Genomic DNA, 23,387 nt, shown 5'->3' on the forward strand with positions numbered 1-23,387 from the left:
AAGGCAACAAAAATGAAAAAATTGATACTAATAATTGCAGTTGTATTGTTTACTATTTCTGCAAAAGGACAACAAGACCCACAGTACACTCAGTATATGTACAATATGAATATCATAAACCCAGCGTATGCTGGGTCTTATGATGCTTTGAGTCTAAATTTTTTAGGAAGGTCTCAATGGGTTGGTATAGATGGAGCACCAAGAACGTTAACAATGGGTATTAACTCTCCCGTTGGTAAAAATGTAGGGCTAGGATTATCTGTTATAATAGATGCACTAGGACCTGTAGAAGAGCAAAATATTTATGGTGATTTCTCTTATACACTAAAAGTTGGTCAAAACGCAAACTTAGCATTAGGTGTAAAAGCAGGTTTTACTTTTTTTAACGTTTGTTTACCGTGTTTAAATACGGTGAATGAAAATGACCAAGCTTTTATAAATGAAAATGCAAATAAGGTGATGCCAAATATTGGAGCAGGTGCATTTTACTATACAGATAAGTTTTACGTAGGTTTATCTATTCCTAATTTATTACAAACATTTCATTTTGAAAAAGAAGGAGGGCAAGTAACAAGAGCATCAGAAAGAAAGCATTTTTTCCTTACTTCTGGTTATGTTTTTAATGTATCTAATGATGTGAAGTTAAAACCATCTGCAATGGTAAAGGCAGCAGAAGGCGCACCGTTATCTATAGATTTTTCTGGAAACGTTTTATTATATGATAAGTTAGAGTTTGGTCTTTCATACAGGTTAGATGAATCTGTTTCTGCATTAATAAATGTTAGAGCCTCTAGAAGTTTAAGAATAGGATATGCTTATGACCATACGTTAACAAGTCTAGGTAATTTTAATTCGGGTTCACATGAGATTTTTGTACTATTTAATTTCGATTTTGAAAGAAACAAAATTAAATCACCAAGATTCTTCTAGTTTTAACAATACAATTATGAAAAAAACAATACAAATTACAATCGTACTTTTATTTAGTTCTTTAGCCATATTTGGGCAAACTAAAGAAACTAAAAAAGCAGATACTTATTTTGAAAATCTATCTTATGCGTCAGCTGCAGAAGCATATAAAGTGCTAGCGGAAGAAAATACCACAGAACATGTTTTAAAAAGATTAGGAGATAGTTATTATTTTAATGTGAAGATGCAAGAAGCATCAGAAGCATATAGTAAACTATTTAGTAAGTTTCCAAACCAAGTACCAGAACATATTTTTAGATACGCACAAACGTTAACAAGTATCGGTGAATTTGAAGATTCTAAAATATGGATGAAAGAATTTCATCAAGCAAAAAAAGGAGACTCTAGGGGTATAAACTTTACAGATGAAGAAGCTGTTTTAGAGGATTTAATAAATGGTAAACCAGGGTACGAAGTAACAAATCAAAGAAGTATCAATACAAAAAACTCAGATTTTGGGGTTACAGATTATGGGAATACAATTCTTTTTTCATCACCAAGAAAAAGAAATGTTTATATAAAAAGAAACCATACTAGAAATAATAAAAATTTTTTAGATATATATAAAGTTATCAAAGAAAATATTACAATAACAGAAGGAGATGATTCTGACGTTAAACCAATGTTTACAGAAGAAGTGAATTCTAAGTACCATGAATCTTCTATCTCTTTTTCTCCGGATAGAAAAACGATGTATTTTACAAGAAATAATTATGTAGCTGGTAAATATAAAGTTGATAAAGAAGGGGTTAATAATTTAAAAATATTAAAGGCAGAGTGGGTTTATAACGAATGGATAAATATCGTAGAACTCCCTTTTAATAGTAGTGAGTATTCTGTAGGTCATCCGTCTGTTAGTAAAGATGGTACAAAGCTTTATTTTGCTTCAGATATGCCAGGAGGCATTGGTGCAACAGATATCTACGTGGTTACTATTAACACAGATGGTTCTTATGGTACTGTTCAAAATTTAGGCGCTAAAGTAAATACAGAAGGCAGAGAGATGTTTCCTTTTATTTCAGATGAAGATGTCTTGTATTTTTCTTCAGACGGTCATTTTGGTATTGGAGCTTTAGATGTTTTTGCAACTAAAAAAATAGCAGGAACTTATAAAACACCAGTGAATTTAAAAGCACCTATAAATACTAAATTAGATGATTTTGCATTTTCTATAAACCCAGTAACTAAAAAAGGATATTTATCTTCAAATAGAGAGGGTGGTGTTGGTGATGATGACATTTATGCAGTTGTAGAATTAGAGATTGTAAAATCACCGTGTATGCAAGTAGTTTCTGTAACGGTAAAAGATAAAAAATTTCAAAATCCGTTACCTGGAGCAAAGCTAGTTTTAAAAGATGTAAATGGTCTTGTTATTAAAGAAACCTATGCAGATGCAAATGCTACATTTACTTTTACATTACCATGCAATCAGCAATATACTTTAGACGCTATAAAAGAATATTACCAACCAGATACGGCTTCTTTTGTAACAACTGAAGAACAAAAAATAGATCTTAACTTAGATTTTGATTTACAGATTATATCAGATTTTGCTTATAATGAAAGAGGTGAATTAATTATTAAAATTCACCCTATTTATTTTGATTACAATAAATCTAATATTAGAGAGGATGCAGCAATAGAATTGAATCATATTGTTCGCATCATGAAAAAGTATCCAAGATTAGTAATAAGATCTAGTTCACATACAGATGCAAGAGGTAAAGAACGCTATAATGAAGCTTTATCAGACAGAAGGGCAAAATATTCTGTAGCTTATATTGTTGACAAAGGAATTAATTCGAATAGAATTTCTGGAAAAGGATTTGGTGAAACAAGATTAGTAAACGGTTGTGTAGACAATGATAGACACACAAATCGAGGAAAATGTACTAAAGAAGAACATCAAGCAAACAGAAGAACAGAGTTTGTTATTGTAAAAATGTAAATCTATATTTTACCCAATTAGGAAGAGCTTTTTTTTAAAAGCTCTTTTTTTGTGCCATAAATCTAAGAATTACAAGAAATTGATTAATTTCGCATTCTTATAAGAAAAGATAGATAATGAGCGCGAAATTTCCTGAGTATAAAGGTCTTGACTTACCAAAAGTAGCAGAAGAAATTCTAAACTATTGGGAAGAAAACAACATATTTGAAAAGAGTGTAACAACAAGAGAAGGTGCAGAACCGTATGTTTTCTTCGAAGGACCTCCTTCTGCTAATGGACTTCCAGGAGTTCACCATGTTTTGGCGAGAGCGATTAAAGATATTTTTCCACGTTATAAAACCATGAAAGGTTTTCAAGTGAAGCGTAAAGCTGGTTGGGACACGCATGGTTTACCAATAGAATTAGGTGTAGAAAAAGAACTTGGCATTACCAAAGAAGATATTGGTCAAAAGATTTCTGTAGAAGATTACAACGCAGCTTGTAGAAAAGCAGTAATGCGTTATACCGATATTTGGAATGATTTAACCCAGAAAATGGGCTATTGGGTAGATATGGAAGATCCGTATATTACCTACGAACCAAAATATATGGAATCTGTTTGGTGGTTGCTAAAAGAGATTTATAATAAAAAATTAATTTACAAAGGCTATACCATTCAGCCATATTCACCAAAAGCAGGTACGGGTTTAAGTTCGCACGAATTAAATCAACCAGGTACCTACCAAGATGTCACAGATACAACTGTTGTTGCACAATTTAAAGCAATAGAAAACACACTTCCAGCTTTTTTACAAAACGAAGGAACGGTTTCTTTTATCGCTTGGACAACCACTCCATGGACACTGCCAAGTAATACAGCATTAACGGTTGGACCTAAAATTGAATATGTTTTAGTGAACACTTTTAATCAATATACATTTGAACCTACAAAAGTAATTTTAGCAAAGAAATTAGTTGGAAAACAATTTGCAGGGAAAAATAATTTTCAAGTTGAAGATGCAGCAGCATTAAACGAATACAAATCTGGCGATAAAAAAATTCCTTATTATGTAATAAAAGAATTTATTGGTAAAGATTTAGTCGGGATAAAATACGAACAAATCTTAGATTATTGTCTTCCAAATGACAATCCAGAAGATGCTTTTAGAGTTATTGTAGGAGATTTTGTAACTACAGAAGATGGTACAGGAATTGTACACACAGCACCCACTTTTGGGGCAGATGATGCGATTGTTTGTAAACAAGCAGTGCCACCAATTCCGCCAATGTTGGTAAAAGATGAAAATGATAATTTAGTTCCTTTGGTAAATTTACAAGGAAAATTTAGACCAGAAATGGGTGAATTTGCAGGTAAATATGTAAAGAACGAATATTATAATGATGGTGAAGCGCCAGAAAGATCTATTGATGTTGAGTTGGCTATTAAATTAAAAACAGAGAACAAAGCCTTTAAGGTAGAAAAGTACAAACACAGTTATCCTAATTGTTGGCGAACAGATAAACCTATCTTATATTATCCGTTAGATTCTTGGTTTATAAAAGTAACGGACGTTAAAGATAGAATGCACGAGTTAAATAAAACCATTAACTGGAAACCTGAATCTACAGGAACTGGGCGTTTTGGAAACTGGTTGGCAAATGCAAACGATTGGAATTTATCGCGTTCTCGTTATTGGGGAATTCCGTTACCAATCTGGAGATCTGAAGATGGTAAAGAAGAAATTTGTGTGGGTTCTGTGAAAGAATTAAAAGAAGAAATGGCAAAAGCTGTGGAAGCTGGCGTTTTAGCAAAAGATATTTTTGAAGATTTTGAAGTCGGAAATATGTCTGAAGAAAACTACGCAAAAATAGATTTACATAAAAATATTGTAGATAAAATTGTGTTGGTTTCTGCAAGCGGACAACCAATGAAGCGTGAAAATGATTTAATTGATGTTTGGTTCGATTCTGGTTCTATGCCGTATGCACAATGGCATTATCCTTTTGAAAATAAAGAAAATATTGATGAAGGAAAAGCTTTTCCAGCAGATTTTATTGCAGAAGGTGTAGATCAAACAAGAGGTTGGTTTTATACCATGCACGCCATTGCAACCATGGTTTTCGATTCAGTAGCGTATAAAAACGTGGTTTCTAATGGGTTGGTTTTAGATAAAAAAGGGCATAAAATGTCTAAACGTCTAGGAAATGCAACAGATCCGTTTACAACCTTATCAACCTATGGTGCAGATGCAACGCGTTGGTACATGATTTCTAACGCAAATCCTTGGGACAATTTAAAATTCGATTTAGACGGAATTGAAGAGGTTAAGCGTAAGTTTTTCGGAACTTTATACAACACCTACTCGTTCTTTACTTTATATACAAACATTGATGGTTTTTCTTATGAAGAGGCAGATATTCCTTTAGAAAAAAGACCAGAATTAGACCGATGGATTTTATCAGAATTACATACGTTAATCAATAAAGTGGATACATTCTATTCAGAATATGAACCTACCAGAGCTGCAAGAGCAATCTCAGATTTCACACAAGATTATTTAAGTAATTGGTATGTACGTTTGAGTAGAAGACGTTTCTGGAAAGGAGATTACCAAACAGATAAGATTTCTGCGTATCAAACTTTGTACACATGTATGAATACGATTGCAAAATTAGGTGCGCCAATTGCTCCGTTCTTTATGGATCGATTGTATCAAGATTTAAATTCTGTTACTCAAAAAGAAACATCAGAAAGTATTCATTTAGCAGATTTTCCTAAATACGATGCAAGTTTTGTAAACAAAAGCTTAGAGCGTAAAATGGAAAATGCACAAACCATATCATCTTTAGTTTTATCATTAAGAGCAAAAGAGAAGATAAAAGTGCGACAGCCATTACAAAAAATCATGATTCCTGTTGACAATGCACAACAAAAGGAAGAAATTTTAGCTGTTGCAAGTTTAATTAAGAACGAAGTAAATATTAAAGAAATTCAGATTTTAGAAGATGCTTCAGAAATTTTAATCAAACAAATTAAGCCTAATTTTAAAACATTAGGGCCAAAGTTTGGAAAAGATATGCGTTTTATCGCTGCTGAAATTCAGAAGTTTAATCAAGAAGATATCAACAAAATAGAGAAAGATAAAAACATTCTTCTAGACATTAATGGAAAAAATATTACATTAGAACTTTCAGATGTAGAAATATCATCTAAAGACATAGAAGGTTGGTTAGTCGCAAATGAAGGGTCGTTAACAGTTGCTTTAGACGTTACTATAAGTGAGGAATTGCATAAGGAAGGTGTTGCCAGAGAATTGGTAAACAGAATTCAGAATGCGCGTAAAGACACGGGTTTAGAAGTAACAGATAAAATTAAATTAACGGTGTTAAATTTCGAAAACCTACAAAAATCTATCACAGATAATAAAGAATACATTATGAGTGAAACATTAACCAAAGAATTGGTTTTTGTAGACGCGTTAAACAATGGAACAGAAATTGAATTTGACACCATTAAAAGTAGAATATTAATAGAAAAATTGTAGGAACATGTCAGACGTTAAATTAAGATATTCAGATGAAGATTTACAAGAATTTAAAGCAATTATAGATCAAAAAATTACTAGAGCCGAAATAGATTTAGAATCATTAGAAAGTTCGTATAAAAATAATGCTGGGAATGGTACAGATGATACATCGCCATCATTTAAGTCATTTGATGAAGGCTCTGAGGTAATGAGCAAAGAATCTAATGTACAATTAGCAATACGACAAGAAAAGTTTATTAGAGATCTTAAAAATGCCTTAATGCGTATCGAAAATAAAACATACGGTATTTGCAGAGTTACACGTAAATTAATTCAAAAAGAACGCTTAAAACTAGTGCCTCATGCCACTTTAAGTATTGAAGCAAAACGCAAGCAATAAACATTTAAAAAGCTTCCTTCTAAGTCTTTGGAATTGGAAGCTTTTTTTATGAACTATTATTTTGAGTGTTTTTCTTAAGTTTGAAGAAAAATTGTTCCCGAAATTTCGGGAGAGAACTTATATTTTTAATGAAAAACCAGCGCTTTCTTATTTGTTTTTTATTCGTTTCTTTTTTGGTTTTCTCTCAAAAGAAAGCAACAAAAAAGTTTACAACTACTGCTAAAACCATTTCTATTTCTACAGAAGGTTTAGATGATTTTGTATTAGAAAATTCAGATTCTAAGTTTGTAGAAATTTTCTTGTACGCAGAAAATCCCAACAAACAGCATATTCTTGTTGAAGAAAAAAATGGACAAACAGAAATAAAATTTAAGATTCCTGTTTTTAAAAATGAAGATGAAATCTTTAGAAAGTACATTACAAAAAGATTAAAAAGAGCAACGGCAACCATTAAGCTTCCAAAAAATAGGGAGGTTTTTATTTTTGGGGAAAACATAAACGTTACTGCTAAAAGTTATGAGGGAGATTTAAGGGTTTTTATCGAAAATGGTATTGTAAGGCTAGATACTATTCAGCAAAATTTAGCGTTAAAAGTGTTTTCTGGAAATATCTTCGGAACCTTAAAAAACACAAATCTAAAGGTAGTTTCTAACCTTGGTAAAATTATGGTTGATGGTGTTTTGTATCAAAAAAAACATCAGGAAAATGATATTTTAGCAACTAAAGAAGTCTCAATTACTACAATAAAAGGGAATATTTTCTTAACACACGAATAAACGTAATAATAATGTTATTTTTGTATCCATAAAACCAAAAAATATGTCAAAGAAGAAGCTGGCAATTCTTACTATAATTATCGCTATTTTATTAGATCAAATTATAAAAATCTATGTAAAAACGCACTTTGTTTTAGGCGAAGAAGTTCTTGTTTTCGATTGGTTTAGACTCCATTTTACAGAGAATAACGGAATGGCAATGGGTATTGAGTTTGGTGGTAAAGCAGGAAAACTATTTTTAACCTTATTTAGGTTGGTTGCCGTATCTGCGATTGTTTATTGGTTGGTGGGCAATATAAAACGTCAAGTACATAATGCAGTAGTTGTTGCGATATCATTAATTTTTTCTGGCGCAGTCGGTAATATTATAGATTCTGTTTTTTACGGAGTTATTTTTGATCATCCAAGTCATAAAATTGCGACTCTTTTTCCAGAAAGCACCGACGGAAAATTGTTTTTTGGTAAGGTTGTAGACATGTTTTATTTTCCAATTTGGCAAGGAACTTTACCCGAATGGATTCCTTTTGTTGGTGGAGATTTCTTTACTTTTTTTCAATATATATTTAATCCTGCAGATGCTTTTATTTCTGTTGGTGTTGCTTTGTTATTTGTTTTCAGCAAACAAGCTTTTCCTAAAGAAGAGGAGGAAATTAATGCTTAGTTTTTTGTGATTTTAAAATTGTAAAGTGGTGTTTTTCTGTAAGCTTGAAGAAGTACATTCTCTATTTAAATAAGTAGAGTTTTCTTAGAGTGAATCTGATTTGCTATCAAATTTGTAGTGAGAATTTTTTCTTAAGAATCTAAAACTATTAACAATATGCGTTTCCTAAAATATCTTGCAGTTTTTTTGTTCGGTTTTTTTATTGCTAAATATTGGTATCAAGAAAAGACAAAAAATTACGAAAAAGAAGAAATACAGATTGTTATTAACTCTATTAAAAATTTAAGTAAACTTGTAGTTTCTCGCGGAACTTTCTCTGAAGTTTACAATTATTCCGACTCTAAAAAATACTTTTACGATTACTTATCTTTTGATAAGAAAGTAATAATTACCGTAAATGCTCTTGTTGAGGTTGGATATGATTTATCGAAATTAGAGATTCAAATAGATTCTTTACAGAGGAAAATTTACATCAATAAAATACCTGATGAAGAAATTACGATTTCGCCTGATGTAAAATATTTTGATTTACAACAAAGTCAGTTTAATACCTTCTCGAAAGAAGACTTAAATAAAATCAATCAAAAAAGTATTGAGAAGATTAAAGAAACCATCGAAGTTACTAATTTAAAAGAAAAAGCTAAAATTAGATTATTTGAAGAATTATCTAAAATATATCAGCTTTCTGTAATTTACAATTGGCAAGTTGTAGATCATACAAAATCTGGTTTTTTGAAGATACCTGAAAGTATTAAAAATCAATTTTAAATAGAAAAGGTTGCCATAGTAATATGGCAGCCTTATTCATAAGTATCCCCTAATATTAATATTTAATTCTAAAACCCAGCTCCAGGATTTTCAGGACTTTGTGCTTGTGCTTTCTGCGGACTTAATATTAGATAGGTTCCTAAAGCAGTTAAAGCAGCATATTTACCATAGTTTCCTAATTTTTTAATTGCTTCTTTACGAGTGATTTCTTGTACTTTATCTTGAGTGTCTTTTCTGTTTTTCATGATGTTTTGTCTTTAAAGTTCCCGTTATTATTCTAAGATTATTTTTTTGTTCAACTTACCTTGTTCTGTTTGAAGTTTCACTAAATAAATACCTTTAGACAATTGAGGTAAAGAAATATCTTTAACACCGTTAGAGGTAAAAGAAGATTTCATTACTTGTTTACCAAGCATACAATAAAGAGTAATACTAGAAGTTCCTTGTGGTAAACCAGCTATTCTTACAGTAGCATTATTTAATTTATAAATACTTACATTTTTTAAAGCAATATTTTGATCTACACTTAAAGATTTTTGAGCAGTAGCATGTATGTAAAATCTACCAGTTCCACTCAGTGCTTCATTTAAAATAACTTTGTAAGTACTGTTGGTTTTATCTAATCGTGTAAAAGTATTTGTTGCTTTATCTTCTAAAAAGAACTTCATGTCTGTAGAAAAGTTAGTAGCATTTAAAGAGAATATAATTTCTTTGGCAGCTGCAGCTTTTATACCAACAGGAATCACCATGTTTTCAAGATTAGAATTTGGTAAGGTTTGTATTGCTAATTTTTTACCTTTATTATTAGTAAGTAACTCTGTAAAAACTGAAAAATCAGCAGCTACACCGTCAAACATTTTAGAATCATAACCATTATCGTAGCCCGTAGATTTGTTGTCTACATAAAAAACTTTTGTTGATTTTTTATCATCATTAATCTCTACAAACAATTCAAAAGACGGTTTAGGAGCTTGCCTCCTAAAAGCTTCAGAAGCGTGATGACTTTGGTTTGAAGTTGCAAAAGTTACGTTTCCATTAGAAGCTGCTTCTACAAAGAACCCTTGTCCTGGTGCAATATCGATAGGGTTTACAGCATTATAAGTTGTATATCCAATTCCATCCCATAACCAAACAGTTTCTTCAGTAAGCACTCCTGTGTTAGTATTGGTAAGGGATCCTGAGTTAACATAGGCAGTAAATGGATTTCCTATTAAATTGAAATTATTTATTGAACCAGTAGTTATATAACTATTAATATTAGAAGTATTTGCAGTTCCTGTGATAGATAAATCACCAGCAGATGCTAATTTTATAGCTGTACCAAGCCCAGAAGTTAGCGCGCCAGATGTTGCTAACTGCTCATACAACCAACTAGAACCAATACTATTTGAGTAGAATCCAATACCAATATTAGTACCAGTTCCTGTAGCAAAAGGATGACTGCTTATAATATCTTGCAAAGTCTCACCGGCAACGGGAAAAGAAACTAAGTGCCAATTTGTATTAGGAATGTTTCTTTTATAGGTTACAGCTCCTGTTACTGTGCTTTCTGGTATAAAAGTTGCTCCAGAGTTAATGGTTAATGAGTTCAAAGTTACAGCAGAATTTGCTGTTGGATAATTGGTTAAACCATTCGGAATGATAACATCTGCATTGGTTGCAGGTAGTGTATTCGTGCTCCAGTTTGATGCCAGCTCCCATGTATTATCAGAGGCTCCTGTCCAAGTAAAAGTACTTGTTTGTATTGTAATGTTGGCTGTAGCTGTACTAGGACAAAGTCCTGCAGTTGTATAAGAAATAATATAACTAGAAGCGGTAGCGGTAGATAAGTCTATCTTACCTGTGTTTGGATGTATACTCAAACCCGCAGTAGAAGTAAACGTACCGCCAACTAAACCAGAAATTGTAGGTGTAGGGTCTGTATCATTGTTATTGTAAGATGCAGAGGTATAGGAAAAAGAAGCATTGTCCATCTCATTAATTGTTATCAAAAAATTTTCCATACTATTACATAACCCGGGCGTATTATAGGTTACTGTATGTGATGCAGGTGTAGAGGCAGATACATCAATTTCTCCAGTTGATGAGTTTATTACTAAACCACTATCAGCGGTAAATGTACCACCGGAAACACCCGTAATAGTTGGTGTAGGGTTGCTATCATCTACACAATATACTGAAGCATCGTAACTAAATGAAGGGTCTTCTCTTGTTGTAGTTGTAAAGGTAACTGTTCCGCATGTACCAAGAGTAACACAACCACCCTCCCCTCTAACGTAATAGGTGGTTGTACCAGGTGGTGGTTCTACAATAAAATAAGAAGTATTTGTAGCGCCTATAAGTGTGCCACCACAAGAACCAGTGTAAATTTTCCATTCTGTAGCATCATTTAATGCGCCAGAAATTGAAATTAAAGCGCTGTTTCCATCACAAATTATACCAGGTGCAGGAGCTATAGAGGGAGTCTCTGGTGCTACGCAGGAAGCAGTAGTTAAAATAATAGTATCAAAATTAGATGTCTTTGCAGTATTTCTCATACCATATGTCTGTCCCATAGCTGATTGAAGTAGAAACAGAGATGCTGTTGTAATAATTAGGCTGATTTTTTTCATAGTAAATAGTTTTTTTTTGAACTTATTAAATTAATAATTATGAAGCACAAATAAAACGGATGTTTACACCTGTTTTTAACAGTAAAATATTTCTATGATCTCAAACTCTCCTTAAGAAATTACTTCTAAATCTTTATTACTTAATAATATAATCTCATTTTATGAATACTTTTTTTAAATTAGGCTTCTCTCAGAGAAACCAGAAAGTATCGAAAAAAATAAATTAACTATTAAATCACCGATTTAAAGGGGGAGAGTAAAAGTTAGGTTGTTTGAAGAATTATTAAAAATATATTAGCTTCTTGTACTTTGATAAAAGCTTTATGGGTATGAGAAGGTAAACTTACACATGCTTCCATTATACTATTTTTTTTAATTGTTTAAACTGAACTTAAAGGTAGTATTTATATTTGAATTAATCTTAGGGTACTACTTCCTGAAAAATAAAAAGGGTGTAAATACCTATTTTTTTAGTATTTATATCTTGTATAAAAATGGAGGTCACTAAATATCAAAATCTGGAGTAACCTCTATTAATTTTTTCTGAATACCATATATAACCAAACCAGCAACATTTTTAGATTGTGTTTTTAGAAGTAAATTGTTTCTATGACCTTCTACAGTTCTAGGACTTATGAAAAGTTTATCTGCAATTTCTGTAGTTGTCTTTTGCTCACAAATAAGTTCTAAAACTTCAAGCTCTCTTTTAGACAATAAGTTTTTATCTAAATCGCTTTTTATACGTTTTCCGCTAGATGATATGATGTTTTCATGAATAATTTTTAATACTTTTTCATCATAATAAAATCCTTTTTCATAGACTTCATTTATGGTGTGAATAACCATTTTCGGACTTGTATTTTTTAAAAGGTAAGAAGACGCGCCAACATCTATCATGTTGGTAATAAAAGACTTACCATCATAACTAGTTAATGCAATTATTTTAATATTTGGGTGTGTTTTATGAATGGCTTTAGTAGCTTCTATACCATTCATCTCTGGCATTTTTAAATCCATCAAAATAACATCAGGAAATTCTTCTGTATTGCTTATGAAATCTACTAATTCATGGCCATTTTCAGCTTCAAAAATAACGTTGAAGTTCTGTTCTCTATTTAGTAAAAATTGAACTCCACTTCTAAAAAGTTGTTCGTCATCTACAATAACTATATTAATTGTGTTCATTTTGTACGTTGAGTTATATTATTATTGAAATTTTAAAACCTTTATTTTCTGCGGTTTTAATTGTGAAACTTCCTTGCAAAAGTGCCACTCTACTTTCAATATTTTTCATTCCTAATCCTTTTTTATGGTTTACATCTTTTGAGTTGAAACCAATACCATCATCAGTATAATTAAAAAGAAGATTATTATTATCTATAGTAATATGTAGACTACATTCTTTAGCACTGCCATGTCTTATCGAATTATTAATTAATTCTTGTACAATTCTAAATAAGTGCAATTCTTTTTCTGGTTCTAGATACGCCTTAGGGTATTTTAAATTGTATTCTATGGTAACTTTTCTACTATTGCTAAATGAGTCTGCAAGTTCTTCTATGGCGTCTTTAAGCCCAAATTGACTTAAAATAGGAGGCAGCAAATTATGAGCAATTTTTCTAGCACTTTCTAATGTTTTGTCTGTTGTCTTTAAAATACTATCATTTATAATTAAATATTCTTCGGGACTTAATTCGCCATCTTTTAAAAGATTGGCGTTTAAATTAATTACATTTAGTTTAGAACTAATTTCATCATGCAAATCTTGTGCAATACGTTTGCGCTCATCTTCTTGGGTAACAATAATAGATTGTATAATTTCTTTTTGATGATTAATTTCTAGGTTTTTTTTCTCCAACTCTTTTTCTACTATCTTTTTTCTTGAGAAAAAGAAAAATAGTAAAAGAGTAACCCCCATTAGAAGGAGCAATAAAACACCTGTTAAAACGATAGCAATCACTTGGTTTTCTTGAGTTAAGAGTTCTTCCATTAGGTGTTTTTGTAAGACAAAACAAAATTACGGAAAAATAAGTTATTGTAAATATAGTAGATTATATGCTGTATTTATAATACTTTATAAAAATCGGGTGTTTATACTTGATTTTACCATTTTAGCGTAATTAACTGTTTACTAGCTACTTATATTTAAGGGTTTTCTGAAGTTATTATACCATTCCACAAAAATAAAAATTTGGAAAACAAGGTCTAAAATGATGTTAAATTGCCAAACATATAGTTTTAACTCTCTGGAGCCTATGTTTCCTAAGATGAAAATTAAGGTGCTACAAAGTGTATATACAAAGAAACCAGAGTTAAAGTAAATGTATTTTTTATCTGTATTATCATCTATCTTTTTTACAAAAAATAAAAAGCTATAAATTATTAGAGGTACCGATGTGATCACAATTTCATAAACATTCCATTGTTGGAATGCTTTTGGAGAATTTTTTAGAAATAAAATAAACGAGACTACTATTGTAAAAGTAAAAAATCTATTTATGGGTCTAAATTTTTTTATTTCATATAAGGTTGAAAAGAATAGACTTAAAAAAAGAAGCTGACCAATAAAAAAATAATGACTTAAAAAGAGATTGTCTACTCTTAAGTCATGTAAAACACTTGAGTAAAGTTGAACGAAAAGACAAAGTATTTTAAAGCTTTGTCTTTTTCATTGTAACTAATTATAAATACTAGGGTATTTATAATTAAAAAAAGTAACCATAATTTTAGGTAAAGTTACTGAGAGTCGTTTAATTATAGTTATTTATAGAGGTACTTGTATCACTTTCTATTTTTTTTAATAAAGTTGATTTTCTAAAGTTTTTATACCATTCTGTAAAAATTAAGATTTGATAAACTAAATAAATAAAGGCATTTAAGAGCCAAATATAATTTTTGAAAGAATGTTCTGAGGTTGAACCGTTAATAAGATTACCAACAGAGAACAAAAAAGTACTAGAAATTAAATAGATAAAAATACCAGAATTTAGATAAATAAATTTTTTTGTAGCATTTAAGTTTTCTGAAAAGAATAAGACAGAATAGAAAATTAAAGGTAAGGAGGTTATGATAACTTCTGTTAAATTAAATCTAAAATAATCTAGAGGATTTATATAATAAATTATAATAATTAAAAAAGGGATGATAAATAAGAATAGGTTAATTAATTTTTTTTTAATTTTAGATTTTAAGATAGATTTATAAAAAAAACTCAAAAATAAAAATTGCCCCACAAAATAATAATGAGATAAAAAAAGATTAGATATTTGTTGACGACTTAAATAGGAAACACGCATTTGTAGAATAAGACAAAACAAAAGATAATAACATATGATTTTAAAAGCGATCGATTTTTGTCGATAGCTTTTAAAATAAAGAATTGTATTAAGAGCTAAAATAAAATAGCCTAAATAGATTAATACATATTTAAAAGTCATTAATTAGAACCATTTAAAGGGCTATCTGGATCACAACTAGATGGACAAGGCTCTGAAAAATCGTAAATTTTCCCACCTTCATTATCTAAACTAATTCCGTCTAAAGAAGAAATCATGTCTTTACCATTTTTATCTACACCAACAATCATTAGTTTTTCTACATATACATTTTCACCTTCAACTTTTAATTTTTCTACACCAATATAAGCTCTAACACTTGCAGCACCTTCTAAAATAGCTTCTTTTAAATCTTTTAAAGGAATGTTAAAAGCTTTGCAGTCTTGGTGTGCGTTATAAGAAGACTCCATTGTACGCCATCTTTTAGTCCATTCTTTAGCAGTTTTTAAACTAATAGTGTTTCTAGGGTTCGGTTTTGGTATGTCGTCTGGTTGTTTTTCCATGTTAAATAGTTTTAAAATTTATAAAAAAGTTTGATTAGACGATAAAACTAAATAAAAATAAATAAAAACAACGTATAAGTACCTGTATTTTAAATTGAAACACGTGTTTTCACCTAGTTTTTAGACCACTATTTTTAAATATTTTACTTTATTATATATTTAAAATTTGTGTAATTTCGTACCATGTCTACATCTTTAGAACTTCAAGTAAAAACGTTGCCAAATGAACCAGGTGTTTATCAGTATTTTGATAAAAATGAGGTGATTATTTATGTTGGTAAAGCTAAAAACTTAAAGAAAAGAGTTTCTTCTTATTTTAACAAACAGCATGAAAATGGTAAAACGAGAGTTTTAGTAAAAAAGATTGTAAGCATAAAACACATTGTTGTAGACACAGAAACAGACGCCTTACTTTTAGAGAATAACCTCATTAAAAAATACAAACCACGCTATAATATTTTATTAAAAGACGATAAAACGTACCCTTGGTTGTGTATTAAGAAAGAACGTTTTCCTAGAATTTTTATGACCCGTAGAGTTATAAAAGATGGTTCGGAATATTTTGGGCCTTATACCTCTATAAAAACAGTTCGAATTTTATTAGACTTAATTAAAGAACTCTACCCGTTAAGAACTTGTAATTACGATTTAAGTCATCAGAATATAAACGAAGGCAAATATAAAGTCTGCTTAGAATTTCATTTAAAAAATTGTAAAGGACCTTGTGAAGGCTTAGAAACAGAAAGTCATTATGATGCTGCTATCAAAGAAATTAGAAATATTGTGAAAGGGAATTTCAAAGATAGTTTAGATAAATTTCAAGAAATGATGATGGGTTTTGCTGAAAATATGGAGTTTGAGGAAGCGCAGAAAATTAAAGAGAAACTTAATTTATTAGGCAATTATCAATCCAAAAGTACCATTATAAATCCGTCTATAAATAACGTAGATGTTTTTTCTATTATTTCTGATGAAACCCATGGGTACGCAAACTTCTTAAAGATTTCTAACGGATCTATTATTCAATCTCATACCACAGAAATTAAGAAGAAATTAGACGAAACCGATAAAGAATTATTAGAACTTTTTATTGTTGAAATAAGACAGCGTTTCAATTCTCAATCGTCAGAAATTTATACACCTTTTAAAGTGAATATAGGTGAAAGTGTAAAAGTGACCATTCCTAAATTAGGAGATAAAAAACGCATTGTAGAATTGTCTGAAAGAAATGCAAAATATTACAGAATGGAGCAATTTAAGCAGGTGCAAATTGTAGATCCAGAAAGACATGTAAAAAGAATAATGGCGCAGATGAAAAAAGATTTACGTCTTTCTGTAGAACCGCGTCATATAGAATGTTTCGATAATTCTAATATTCAAGGAACGCATCCGGTTGCTGCTTGTGTAGTTTTTAGAGATGGTAAACCAAGTAAAAAAGAGTACAGACATTACAATATAAAAACGGTTGTTGGGCCAGATGATTTTGGTTCTATGGAAGAGGTTGTTTTTAGAAGATATAAACGTTTGCTAGAAGAAGAACAGTCTTTGCCACAGTTAATTATTGTAGATGGTGGAAAAGGACAATTGTCTTCTGCTTTAAAAAGTTTAGATCTTTTAGGTTTGCGAGGTAAAATAGCTATTATTGGTATTGCAAAAAGATTAGAGGAAATCTATTACCCAGATGATCCGATACCTTTGTATCTAGATAAAAAGTCTGAAACACTAAAGATCACGCAGTATTTAAGAAATGAAGCACATAGATTCGGCATTACGTTTCACCGAAATAAACGTAGCAAAAGTGCCATAAAATCTGAGTTAGAACAAATTCCGGATGTTGGGGCACAGACAATTACAACTTTATTACGTAAATTTAAGTCGGCAAAACGAGTTAAAGAAGCTTCCTTAGAAGATTTAAAAATAGAAATAGGCCATTCTAGGGCAATGAAAGTGTACGAATATTATCATCCAAAAAAAGAATGAAAAAGAAATTAATTTACTTGTTTTTAATTTTTACAACGGTAATTATTAGTCAGAATAAACAACCAAAAGTTGGTTTGGTTTTAAGTGGAGGTGGTGCAAAAGGTTTTGCACATATAGGTGTTTTAAAAGCAATAGACAAAGCGGGCGTTCAAATAGATTATGTAGGTGGTACAAGTATGGGTGCTATTGTTGGCGGTTTGTATGCTGCAGGTTATTCTGCAAACCAAATAGAAGAAATAATCTTAAAAACAGATTTTTTAACGTTAATTAGAGATCGTTTGCCAAGAAATTCTGAAACTTTTTTTGAGAAAGAATTTGGCGAAAAAACAGTAATTACACTTCCTGTAAATAAAGGAAAAATAGGGCTGCCAAGAGCAATATCTAAAGGGCAAAATGTATTAAACCTTTTGTTAGAATTGTTTGATTCTGTAGATGGTAATCAAGATTTTTCTAAATTATCTATTCCTTTTTTCTGCATTGCAACAGATGTAGAAGACGGAACGCCTGTAATATTAGAAAGTGGTTCTTTGCCAATTGCTTTAAGAGCAAGTGGTTCCTTTCCGTCACTTTTAAACCCCGTAGCATTTGAAGATAAACTTTTGGTAGATGGTGGTATTGCAAATAATTTTCCTGTAAGTATAATGAAAGACAAAGGGATGGATATTATAATTGGTGTTGATGTAGAAGGGAAGTTATTTCAGAAAGATAAAATTAATTCTGTAGTTGCTTTATTAAATCAGATTATGAGTTACCAGATGTATCGCAAATCAGATGAAGAAATAAAAAAGCTAGACGTTTACATTCATCCAGAAATATATAATTATAGTGTTGTAGATTTTGATAAGAAGGAAGAAATCTTAGAAAAAGGAGCTATTGAAGCTGAAAAATTTGTAGAAATTTTTGAAGAAATTGCCGCGAAACAAATTGTTAAAAAGAAAAGAGAAACGATAGAATTTAGCGACGAAAAATTATTAATATCAGACATTGTTATAAAAGGAGCATCTTATTACACAAGAGCGTATGTTTTAGGGAAACTAAATGTTAAAGAAGGAGATAGTTTGTCTAGAGGTGATATTACAAAAAAAATACACTTACTCTCTGCAACTAGAAATTATAATAGAATAGAATATAATTTAATTAAAAAGGTAGGTAAAAGTTATTTGTTAAACTTTATACTAAGTGAATCTAATGAAAATGCAAATTTAAAAATTGGTGTTCATTATGATTTGTTGTATAAATCGAGTGTTTTGGCAAACTATAACCAGAAGCATTTACTAACCAGTAACGATTTATTTTCTTTAGATATGATTCTAGGAGATAATATAAGGTATAACCTTAACTACTTTGTAGATAACGGTTTTTATATAAGTTATGGTTTTAGATCTAGATACAATCATTTTAGAAGCAACTCTAAATTTAATCAAGTTTCAAATTTACCAAACGTAAGTAGTATTAATTTGAGTTACTCAGACATAACCAATCAAGTATTTTTTCAAACAACTTTTAATAGAAAATTTGCAATAGGTTTGGGTTTAGAGCATAAATGGTTAAAGGCTTCTACAGAAACTTTAGCTTCTTCTACAAGACCAGAAACCATTATAGATAAAAGTAATTATTTAAATGCTTTTGGGTATTTGAAACTAGATTCTTACAATAAAAAATACTTTGCAACCCAAGGGTATTTTGCAGACTTAAATTTTAAATGGTATGCAGCATCATCGGACTATAATAATGATTTCGAAATGTTTTCTCAAGCAAAGGGTACGTTAGGTTTTGCAACTACTTTTGCAGACCGACTTACATTACAAACAACAAGTGAAGCAGGCTTTACCCTTGGTAACCAAACTTCTAATCTATTCGATTTTTATCTTGGTGGCTATAATCAGAATTATATAAACACCTTTGTTTCTTTGTATGGTTATGAATTTTCAGATTTGTCTGACAATTCTTTCATAAAAACTCAATTAGATCTAAGATATAGAGTTGGCGATTTACATTATTTTTCTTTGATAGCAAACTATGCAAGGTTAGAAGACAATGTTTTTAGGGATCTTGAGCTGTTTGATAACATTAAATCTGGTTATGCAGTTGGTTATAGTTATGACTCTTTTGTAGGCCCTATAGAGCTAAAATATAGTTGGACGCCAGATCATACAGATGGTTATTGGTTATTTAATTTAGGATTTTGGTTTTAATAAATACGCATAAAAAAACCATGAAATTCATCATGGTTTTTTTGTGCGTATTTAATTCTTAGATTCTAATTATTCTGTTTTGTACTTAGATAAAATTCTTCATACGTATTTAAAATATTCATTAAAGCAGAAATTAAATCTTTAGTTTCTAATAGTAAACTAAAATAGAGTGTTGTGTTTTTAGGACTTGTCTCATCTGTTCTAATTCTTGCAACTTGCTTTTCTATAGACGCAGAAACATTCTTAAACAACTCTTGTTTTTCAATTAAAATATCACCTAAATTATCGAAAGCTCTTTTTTCAAAAACATCTGCAACTTTTAAAAGTAAAGCAGATAATTCGTGATCTATATGCTTTAAGTCTTTTAATTGTCCTTTCTTTAAGTTTTTATGATTGTTATTTACGTGTTTGTAACTCGCTCTAGAAATATAACTAATAGATTGTGCAACATCTTGTAAATATCCCAAGACCATAATATAGAATCTACTTGCTTGTACAGAAGTTTCATCTAAAGATTTTATAAAATAGAAAACACCGTCTTTTAAGCCGTCTATTTCATCATTTAATTTACCAACGTGTTTGTCTGTCTTACGTAATTTATTTAAATCGTGATTTGCTAAGTCGTTAACAACGTTTGTGTATAATTTATTTACTCTGTTAGCAACGCCAGAAATATGATCTGCACTTTCTTCAATTACACCATTTATTGTAATTAATTCTGCACGTTCGATGTATACTTGTTTTTTCTCTTCTTTTGTATTTCTTCTATGGATTAAGGTGTTTCTTCCAATTAAAAAAGCAACAACTGCTAATAAAATAGGAATCATAATCATGTCCCAGCTAATTAAATAAGCAACCAAGGCTGCGGCTAAAAATGCTGTAATAGCAGTTAAAAACCAACCACCAATTACATTTAAAACACCGGCTACTCTATAGACTGCACTTTCTCTTCCCCAAGCTCTGTCTGCTAAAGAAGTACCCATTGCGACCATAAAAGTTACATAAGTTGTAGACAATGGTAGTTTCATAGAAGTTGCAATAGATATTAAAATACCCGCAACAATTAAATTTACAGAAGCTCTTACTAAATCGAAAGCAGGCAACTCGTATGTTTTATCTTTTGGCAACGCTATTACAGGTTTTGCAAATTTAGAATCGATATATGCTAAAGTAGGTTTTGGCAAAATATATCTAATTCCTATATTCATTACCATCGCAACTCTTACGGTAATTCGAGACAATGGGTTTGGTTGAAATTTTTCATGACCTTCACCTTGTCTAGATAAATCGATACCTGTTTTAATTACGTTTTGTGCTTTACTAGAAGTCCATAAAGTAACCACCATTATTCCACCAGCGAACAGTAATAACCAAACGTTAGAAGGTACTTTCTCTGCTAAAATACCCATAGAAAAAGAATCTGCAGCAACCCCAGAAACAGTCCAAGCTTCATAAGAGTTCCAAGCAGCAATTGGCACCCCAACAAAGTTTACCAAATCATTACCAGAAAAAGCCATGGCTAAAGAAAAGGTACCAACACCAATAATTAATTTTAAGATATTTACTTTAAAGGCTTGTATTAATATTTGAGAAATAAGAGACCAAACAACAAAACTTCCTGCAATAATTGCGAGTGTATTTCCTTCAATTAAAAATTTTACATCTTTATAAAAAGGGGTTCCTTTCATTCCTTTTATAATGATGAAATACGTAATTGCTGTAATGGCAAAACCACCAAACAAAGCACTTATATAGGTTGGTCTTTTATCAAAATTGAAAGAATAAATTAATCTAGAAACAAATTGAACGATTGCACCAATTGAAAAGGCAACAATAACAGAAAGTAAAATTCCGAGAATAATTTTAGTTGCAGTTTCGTGGTTTATATAGCTCCAAATATCATTAAAAGATTGTGCATCATTTGCAGAAATTTTTATTAAAGAAATACAAACGGCTGCTCCTAATAATTCAAAAACGATAGAAACGGTTGTAGAGGTTGGCATTCCTAAAGAATTAAAGATATCTAGTAAAAGAATGTCTGTAATCATTACCGCCATAAAGATAAACATGATGTCTTGAAACATAAACATACTAGGGTTAAAAATCCCCTTACGTGCAACTTCCATCATACCACTAGAAGTAATTGCTCCCATGAAAACACCCAAACTAGCAATAATCATAATATTTCTTACTGATATTGCTTTCGAGCCAATTGCTGAATTTAAAAAGTTAACAGCATCATTACTAACTCCTACTACTAAATCTACAATAGCTAAAACAGCTAAAGCGACTAACATTAAAATATATGGATCTCCCATTTTGTTTGATTAAATTAAGTTGTGCAAATTTACAAACACAAAAAGTTGTGAATGTTATGTTTATGTTATGTTAACTCTTATTAAAAATGAATGTCTACTTGCAATCTATAAAGCAATTGATTTGTTTTAAAACCAATGTCTGTATAGCTTACGTCTGTTTGAACTTTTAATTTATGACCTGAAATGTATTTAGATAAACCTAAAGTATATTGATTTTCTGCACCTTTACCTGTACTATTTCTGTCTAAAGTTATGTTTGTATACCGTGCAGAAACTTCTACTGTTTTAGATACTAAATAACCAGATTGTAAATTTAAACCAGTACCAACTTGTACAATATCTCCTGTTAAGGTTCCATCAGAATTTTTTGCAAAAGCATCTGCTGCATTCCTATTTGCATATTCTGCCATAAAAGAAAATCCTTTGTGTTTATACATTGCATCAATAAAAAGTGTAGAAATATTTGTTGCATAAAAACCAGTGTCATTTAACATATAAGAACCTTGGTTACTTCTTGTTTTAGAAGCGTTATTATTAAAGTCATATGCAAAACCAAGAGCTAATTTAGGGTTTGGTTCAAAGGTTAAATCACTTCCTTTATAATCTCCATTGCTTTTAAAATCTCCAAAAGGAAACAATTCTAAACGAGTTGTGTATTGATGGCCACCAATGTTTCCTGTAGTAACATTTCTTCCTTCACCTTGGGCAATAGAAAAGATTTCTTTTACTAAAAAAGTATCTGTTAGGTTAAAATGATGTCTTAATTGAATTCCGAAATCTCTGTCGATAGTAAACCTACTATTTAACAAAGACCTGTCTACTTGCTGCAAGTTTGCAGAAGAAATAACTCGCTCTCTATTACCTGGTAGTTTTGCTTGGCCGAACCATAATACAAAGTTTCCAGAGAAATTCCATTTTAAGACAGCATCTAAAATATACCTTGGTGCATTACTTGTATATGCTGAAGCACCAGATTGGTCTCTATTAGATAACCCCAATTCAACCTTATATTTTAATTTCGGTGAATAAGCAAAACCATCAAACTTTAAACGAGATCTTCTAATTAAAAAAGAAGTTGTAGGGTTAGAGAGTCCGTTATTAGCATCCCAACTAGTAGTGGTAAGATTTTGAAATCTTAAACCAACCTTCATAGACCACGTGCTGTCTTTTCCTATTAAGTTAAATAATCCTTTTCCAAATTTAGGTGCATTGGTTTCTTGTGCACTTGTACTTAAAAAGGCACACAAGTAGGTTAATATTACTACGTTGCGTAGTATTAATAATCTCATAATTAATAGTTTTTGTCGCAACAAAGAACCATCAACAATGTTAAGTTAATGTTAAAATAATATTAAAAAAACAAAAAACTGCCTTGGCCAAAGGCAGTAAGTCATATAAAATAGTTGACAAAAACTA

The 23,387-nt window shown here is 30.6% G+C and carries 16 protein-coding genes; 9 read left to right on the forward strand and 7 right to left on the reverse strand.

The annotated features are described in order from the left end of the window. Positions 1–12 precede the first annotated feature (12 nt). The 7 genes from ES045_RS14740 to ES045_RS14770 all read left to right on the forward strand — a co-directional run bounded on the left by ES045_RS14740 (position 13) and on the right by ES045_RS14770 (position 9,028). Complete coding sequence (locus tag ES045_RS14740; protein WP_147117048.1) at positions 13–930, forward strand: type IX secretion system membrane protein PorP/SprF; 918 nt, start codon at positions 13–15, stop codon at positions 928–930. Between the two features lie 16 nt (positions 931–946). Continuing rightward, positions 947–2,917, forward strand: coding sequence for an OmpA family protein (locus ES045_RS14745; protein ID WP_223267270.1), 1,971 nt, complete (start codon positions 947–949; stop codon positions 2,915–2,917). Between the two features lie 116 nt (positions 2,918–3,033). Then, positions 3,034–6,441, forward strand: a complete 3,408-nt coding sequence (ileS, locus tag ES045_RS14750) for an isoleucine--tRNA ligase (protein WP_147117049.1) — start codon at positions 3,034–3,036, stop codon at positions 6,439–6,441. 4 nt (positions 6,442–6,445) lie between these two features. Next, positions 6,446–6,823 (forward strand): TraR/DksA family transcriptional regulator, encoded by a 378-nt coding sequence (locus ES045_RS14755; RefSeq protein ID WP_147117050.1) that lies wholly within the window; start codon positions 6,446–6,448, stop codon positions 6,821–6,823. Between the two features lie 128 nt (positions 6,824–6,951). Continuing rightward, positions 6,952–7,599 (forward strand): hypothetical protein, encoded by a 648-nt coding sequence (locus tag ES045_RS14760; protein WP_147117051.1) that lies wholly within the window; start codon positions 6,952–6,954, stop codon positions 7,597–7,599. A 43-nt stretch (positions 7,600–7,642) separates the two neighbouring features. After that, positions 7,643–8,260, forward strand: coding sequence for a lipoprotein signal peptidase (locus tag ES045_RS14765; protein WP_147117052.1), 618 nt, complete (start codon positions 7,643–7,645; stop codon positions 8,258–8,260). A 156-nt stretch (positions 8,261–8,416) separates the two neighbouring features. Beyond that, positions 8,417–9,028 (forward strand): DUF4230 domain-containing protein, encoded by a 612-nt coding sequence (locus ES045_RS14770; RefSeq protein ID WP_147117053.1) that lies wholly within the window; start codon positions 8,417–8,419, stop codon positions 9,026–9,028. Positions 9,029–9,096: 68 nt separating this feature from the next. Here ES045_RS14770 and ES045_RS16470 read toward each other — a convergent pair whose 3' ends face one another. The 5 genes from ES045_RS16470 to ES045_RS14790 form a co-directional block, all read right to left on the reverse strand. Next, entirely contained in the window at positions 9,097–9,273 is a 177-nt protein-coding gene (locus ES045_RS16470) for a hypothetical protein (protein WP_189663119.1), read from the reverse strand. A 27-nt stretch (positions 9,274–9,300) separates the two neighbouring features. After that, the gene (locus ES045_RS14775) at positions 9,301–11,640 is read right to left on the reverse strand and encodes a T9SS type A sorting domain-containing protein (protein ID WP_147117054.1); all 2,340 of its coding nucleotides are present in this window, start codon (positions 11,638–11,640) and stop codon (positions 9,301–9,303) included. A gap of 504 nt (positions 11,641–12,144) precedes the next feature. Then, complete coding sequence (locus ES045_RS14780) at positions 12,145–12,825, reverse strand: response regulator transcription factor (RefSeq protein WP_147117055.1); 681 nt, start codon at positions 12,823–12,825, stop codon at positions 12,145–12,147. Between the two features lie 13 nt (positions 12,826–12,838). Then, positions 12,839–13,630: a sensor histidine kinase gene (locus ES045_RS14785; RefSeq protein ID WP_147117056.1), complete on the reverse strand. Its 792-nt coding sequence runs from the start codon at positions 13,628–13,630 to the stop codon at positions 12,839–12,841. A 1,446-nt stretch (positions 13,631–15,076) separates the two neighbouring features. After that, positions 15,077–15,478: a hypothetical protein gene (locus tag ES045_RS14790; protein WP_147117057.1), complete on the reverse strand. Its 402-nt coding sequence runs from the start codon at positions 15,476–15,478 to the stop codon at positions 15,077–15,079. Between the two features lie 183 nt (positions 15,479–15,661). Between ES045_RS14790 and uvrC the strand changes: the two genes are divergently transcribed. Further along, positions 15,662–17,458 carry an excinuclease ABC subunit UvrC gene (gene uvrC / locus ES045_RS14795; RefSeq protein WP_147117058.1) on the forward strand — a complete coding sequence of 599 codons (1,797 nt, stop codon included), beginning with the start codon at positions 15,662–15,664 and terminating at the stop codon, positions 17,456–17,458. Next, entirely contained in the window at positions 17,455–19,653 is a 2,199-nt protein-coding gene (locus tag ES045_RS14800) for a patatin-like phospholipase family protein (protein ID WP_147117059.1), read from the forward strand. The genes uvrC and ES045_RS14800 overlap by 4 nt, the downstream gene beginning before the upstream one ends. A 65-nt stretch (positions 19,654–19,718) precedes the next feature. On the opposite strand, the gene ES045_RS14805 is transcribed toward ES045_RS14800, so the two are convergent. Then, on the reverse strand, positions 19,719–21,971 hold the full coding sequence (locus tag ES045_RS14805; RefSeq protein WP_147117060.1) for an inorganic phosphate transporter: 2,253 nt from the start codon (positions 21,969–21,971) through the stop codon (positions 19,719–19,721). Between the two features lie 80 nt (positions 21,972–22,051). Then, positions 22,052–23,260, reverse strand: coding sequence for a porin (locus ES045_RS14810; RefSeq protein ID WP_147117061.1), 1,209 nt, complete (start codon positions 23,258–23,260; stop codon positions 22,052–22,054). Between the last annotated feature and the right edge of the window lie 127 nt (positions 23,261–23,387).

Source organism: Polaribacter sp. IC073, from assembly GCF_007997075.1.
Classification (GTDB): Bacteria; Bacteroidota; Bacteroidia; order Flavobacteriales; family Flavobacteriaceae; genus Polaribacter.

Bases quoted from the DNA above. Each gene is read 5' to 3' on its own strand.
- ES045_RS14775 (WP_147117054.1), bottom strand. From the start codon at position 11,640: ATGAAAAAAATCAGCCTAATTATTACAACAGCATCTCTGTTTCTACTT.
- ES045_RS14740 (WP_147117048.1), top strand. From the start codon at position 13: ATGAAAAAATTGATACTAATAATTGCAGTTGTATTGTTTACTATTTCT.
- ES045_RS14800 (WP_147117059.1), top strand. From the start codon at position 17,455: ATGAAAAAGAAATTAATTTACTTGTTTTTAATTTTTACAACGGTAATT.
- ileS (WP_147117049.1), top strand. From the start codon at position 3,034: ATGAGCGCGAAATTTCCTGAGTATAAAGGTCTTGACTTACCAAAAGTA.
- ES045_RS14785 (WP_147117056.1), bottom strand. From the start codon at position 13,630: ATGGAAGAACTCTTAACTCAAGAAAACCAAGTGATTGCTATCGTTTTA.
- ES045_RS14760 (WP_147117051.1), top strand. From the start codon at position 6,952: ATGAAAAACCAGCGCTTTCTTATTTGTTTTTTATTCGTTTCTTTTTTG.
- ES045_RS14780 (WP_147117055.1), bottom strand. From the start codon at position 12,825: ATGAACACAATTAATATAGTTATTGTAGATGACGAACAACTTTTTAGA.
- ES045_RS14755 (WP_147117050.1), top strand. From the start codon at position 6,446: ATGTCAGACGTTAAATTAAGATATTCAGATGAAGATTTACAAGAATTT.
- ES045_RS14745 (WP_223267270.1), top strand. From the start codon at position 947: ATGAAAAAAACAATACAAATTACAATCGTACTTTTATTTAGTTCTTTA.
- ES045_RS14810 (WP_147117061.1), bottom strand. From the start codon at position 23,260: ATGAGATTATTAATACTACGCAACGTAGTAATATTAACCTACTTGTGT.
- ES045_RS14805 (WP_147117060.1), bottom strand. From the start codon at position 21,971: ATGGGAGATCCATATATTTTAATGTTAGTCGCTTTAGCTGTTTTAGCT.
- ES045_RS14765 (WP_147117052.1), top strand. From the start codon at position 7,643: ATGTCAAAGAAGAAGCTGGCAATTCTTACTATAATTATCGCTATTTTA.
- ES045_RS16470 (WP_189663119.1), bottom strand. From the start codon at position 9,273: ATGAAAAACAGAAAAGACACTCAAGATAAAGTACAAGAAATCACTCGT.
- ES045_RS14770 (WP_147117053.1), top strand. From the start codon at position 8,417: ATGCGTTTCCTAAAATATCTTGCAGTTTTTTTGTTCGGTTTTTTTATT.
- ES045_RS14790 (WP_147117057.1), bottom strand. From the start codon at position 15,478: ATGGAAAAACAACCAGACGACATACCAAAACCGAACCCTAGAAACACT.
- uvrC (WP_147117058.1), top strand. From the start codon at position 15,662: ATGTCTACATCTTTAGAACTTCAAGTAAAAACGTTGCCAAATGAACCA.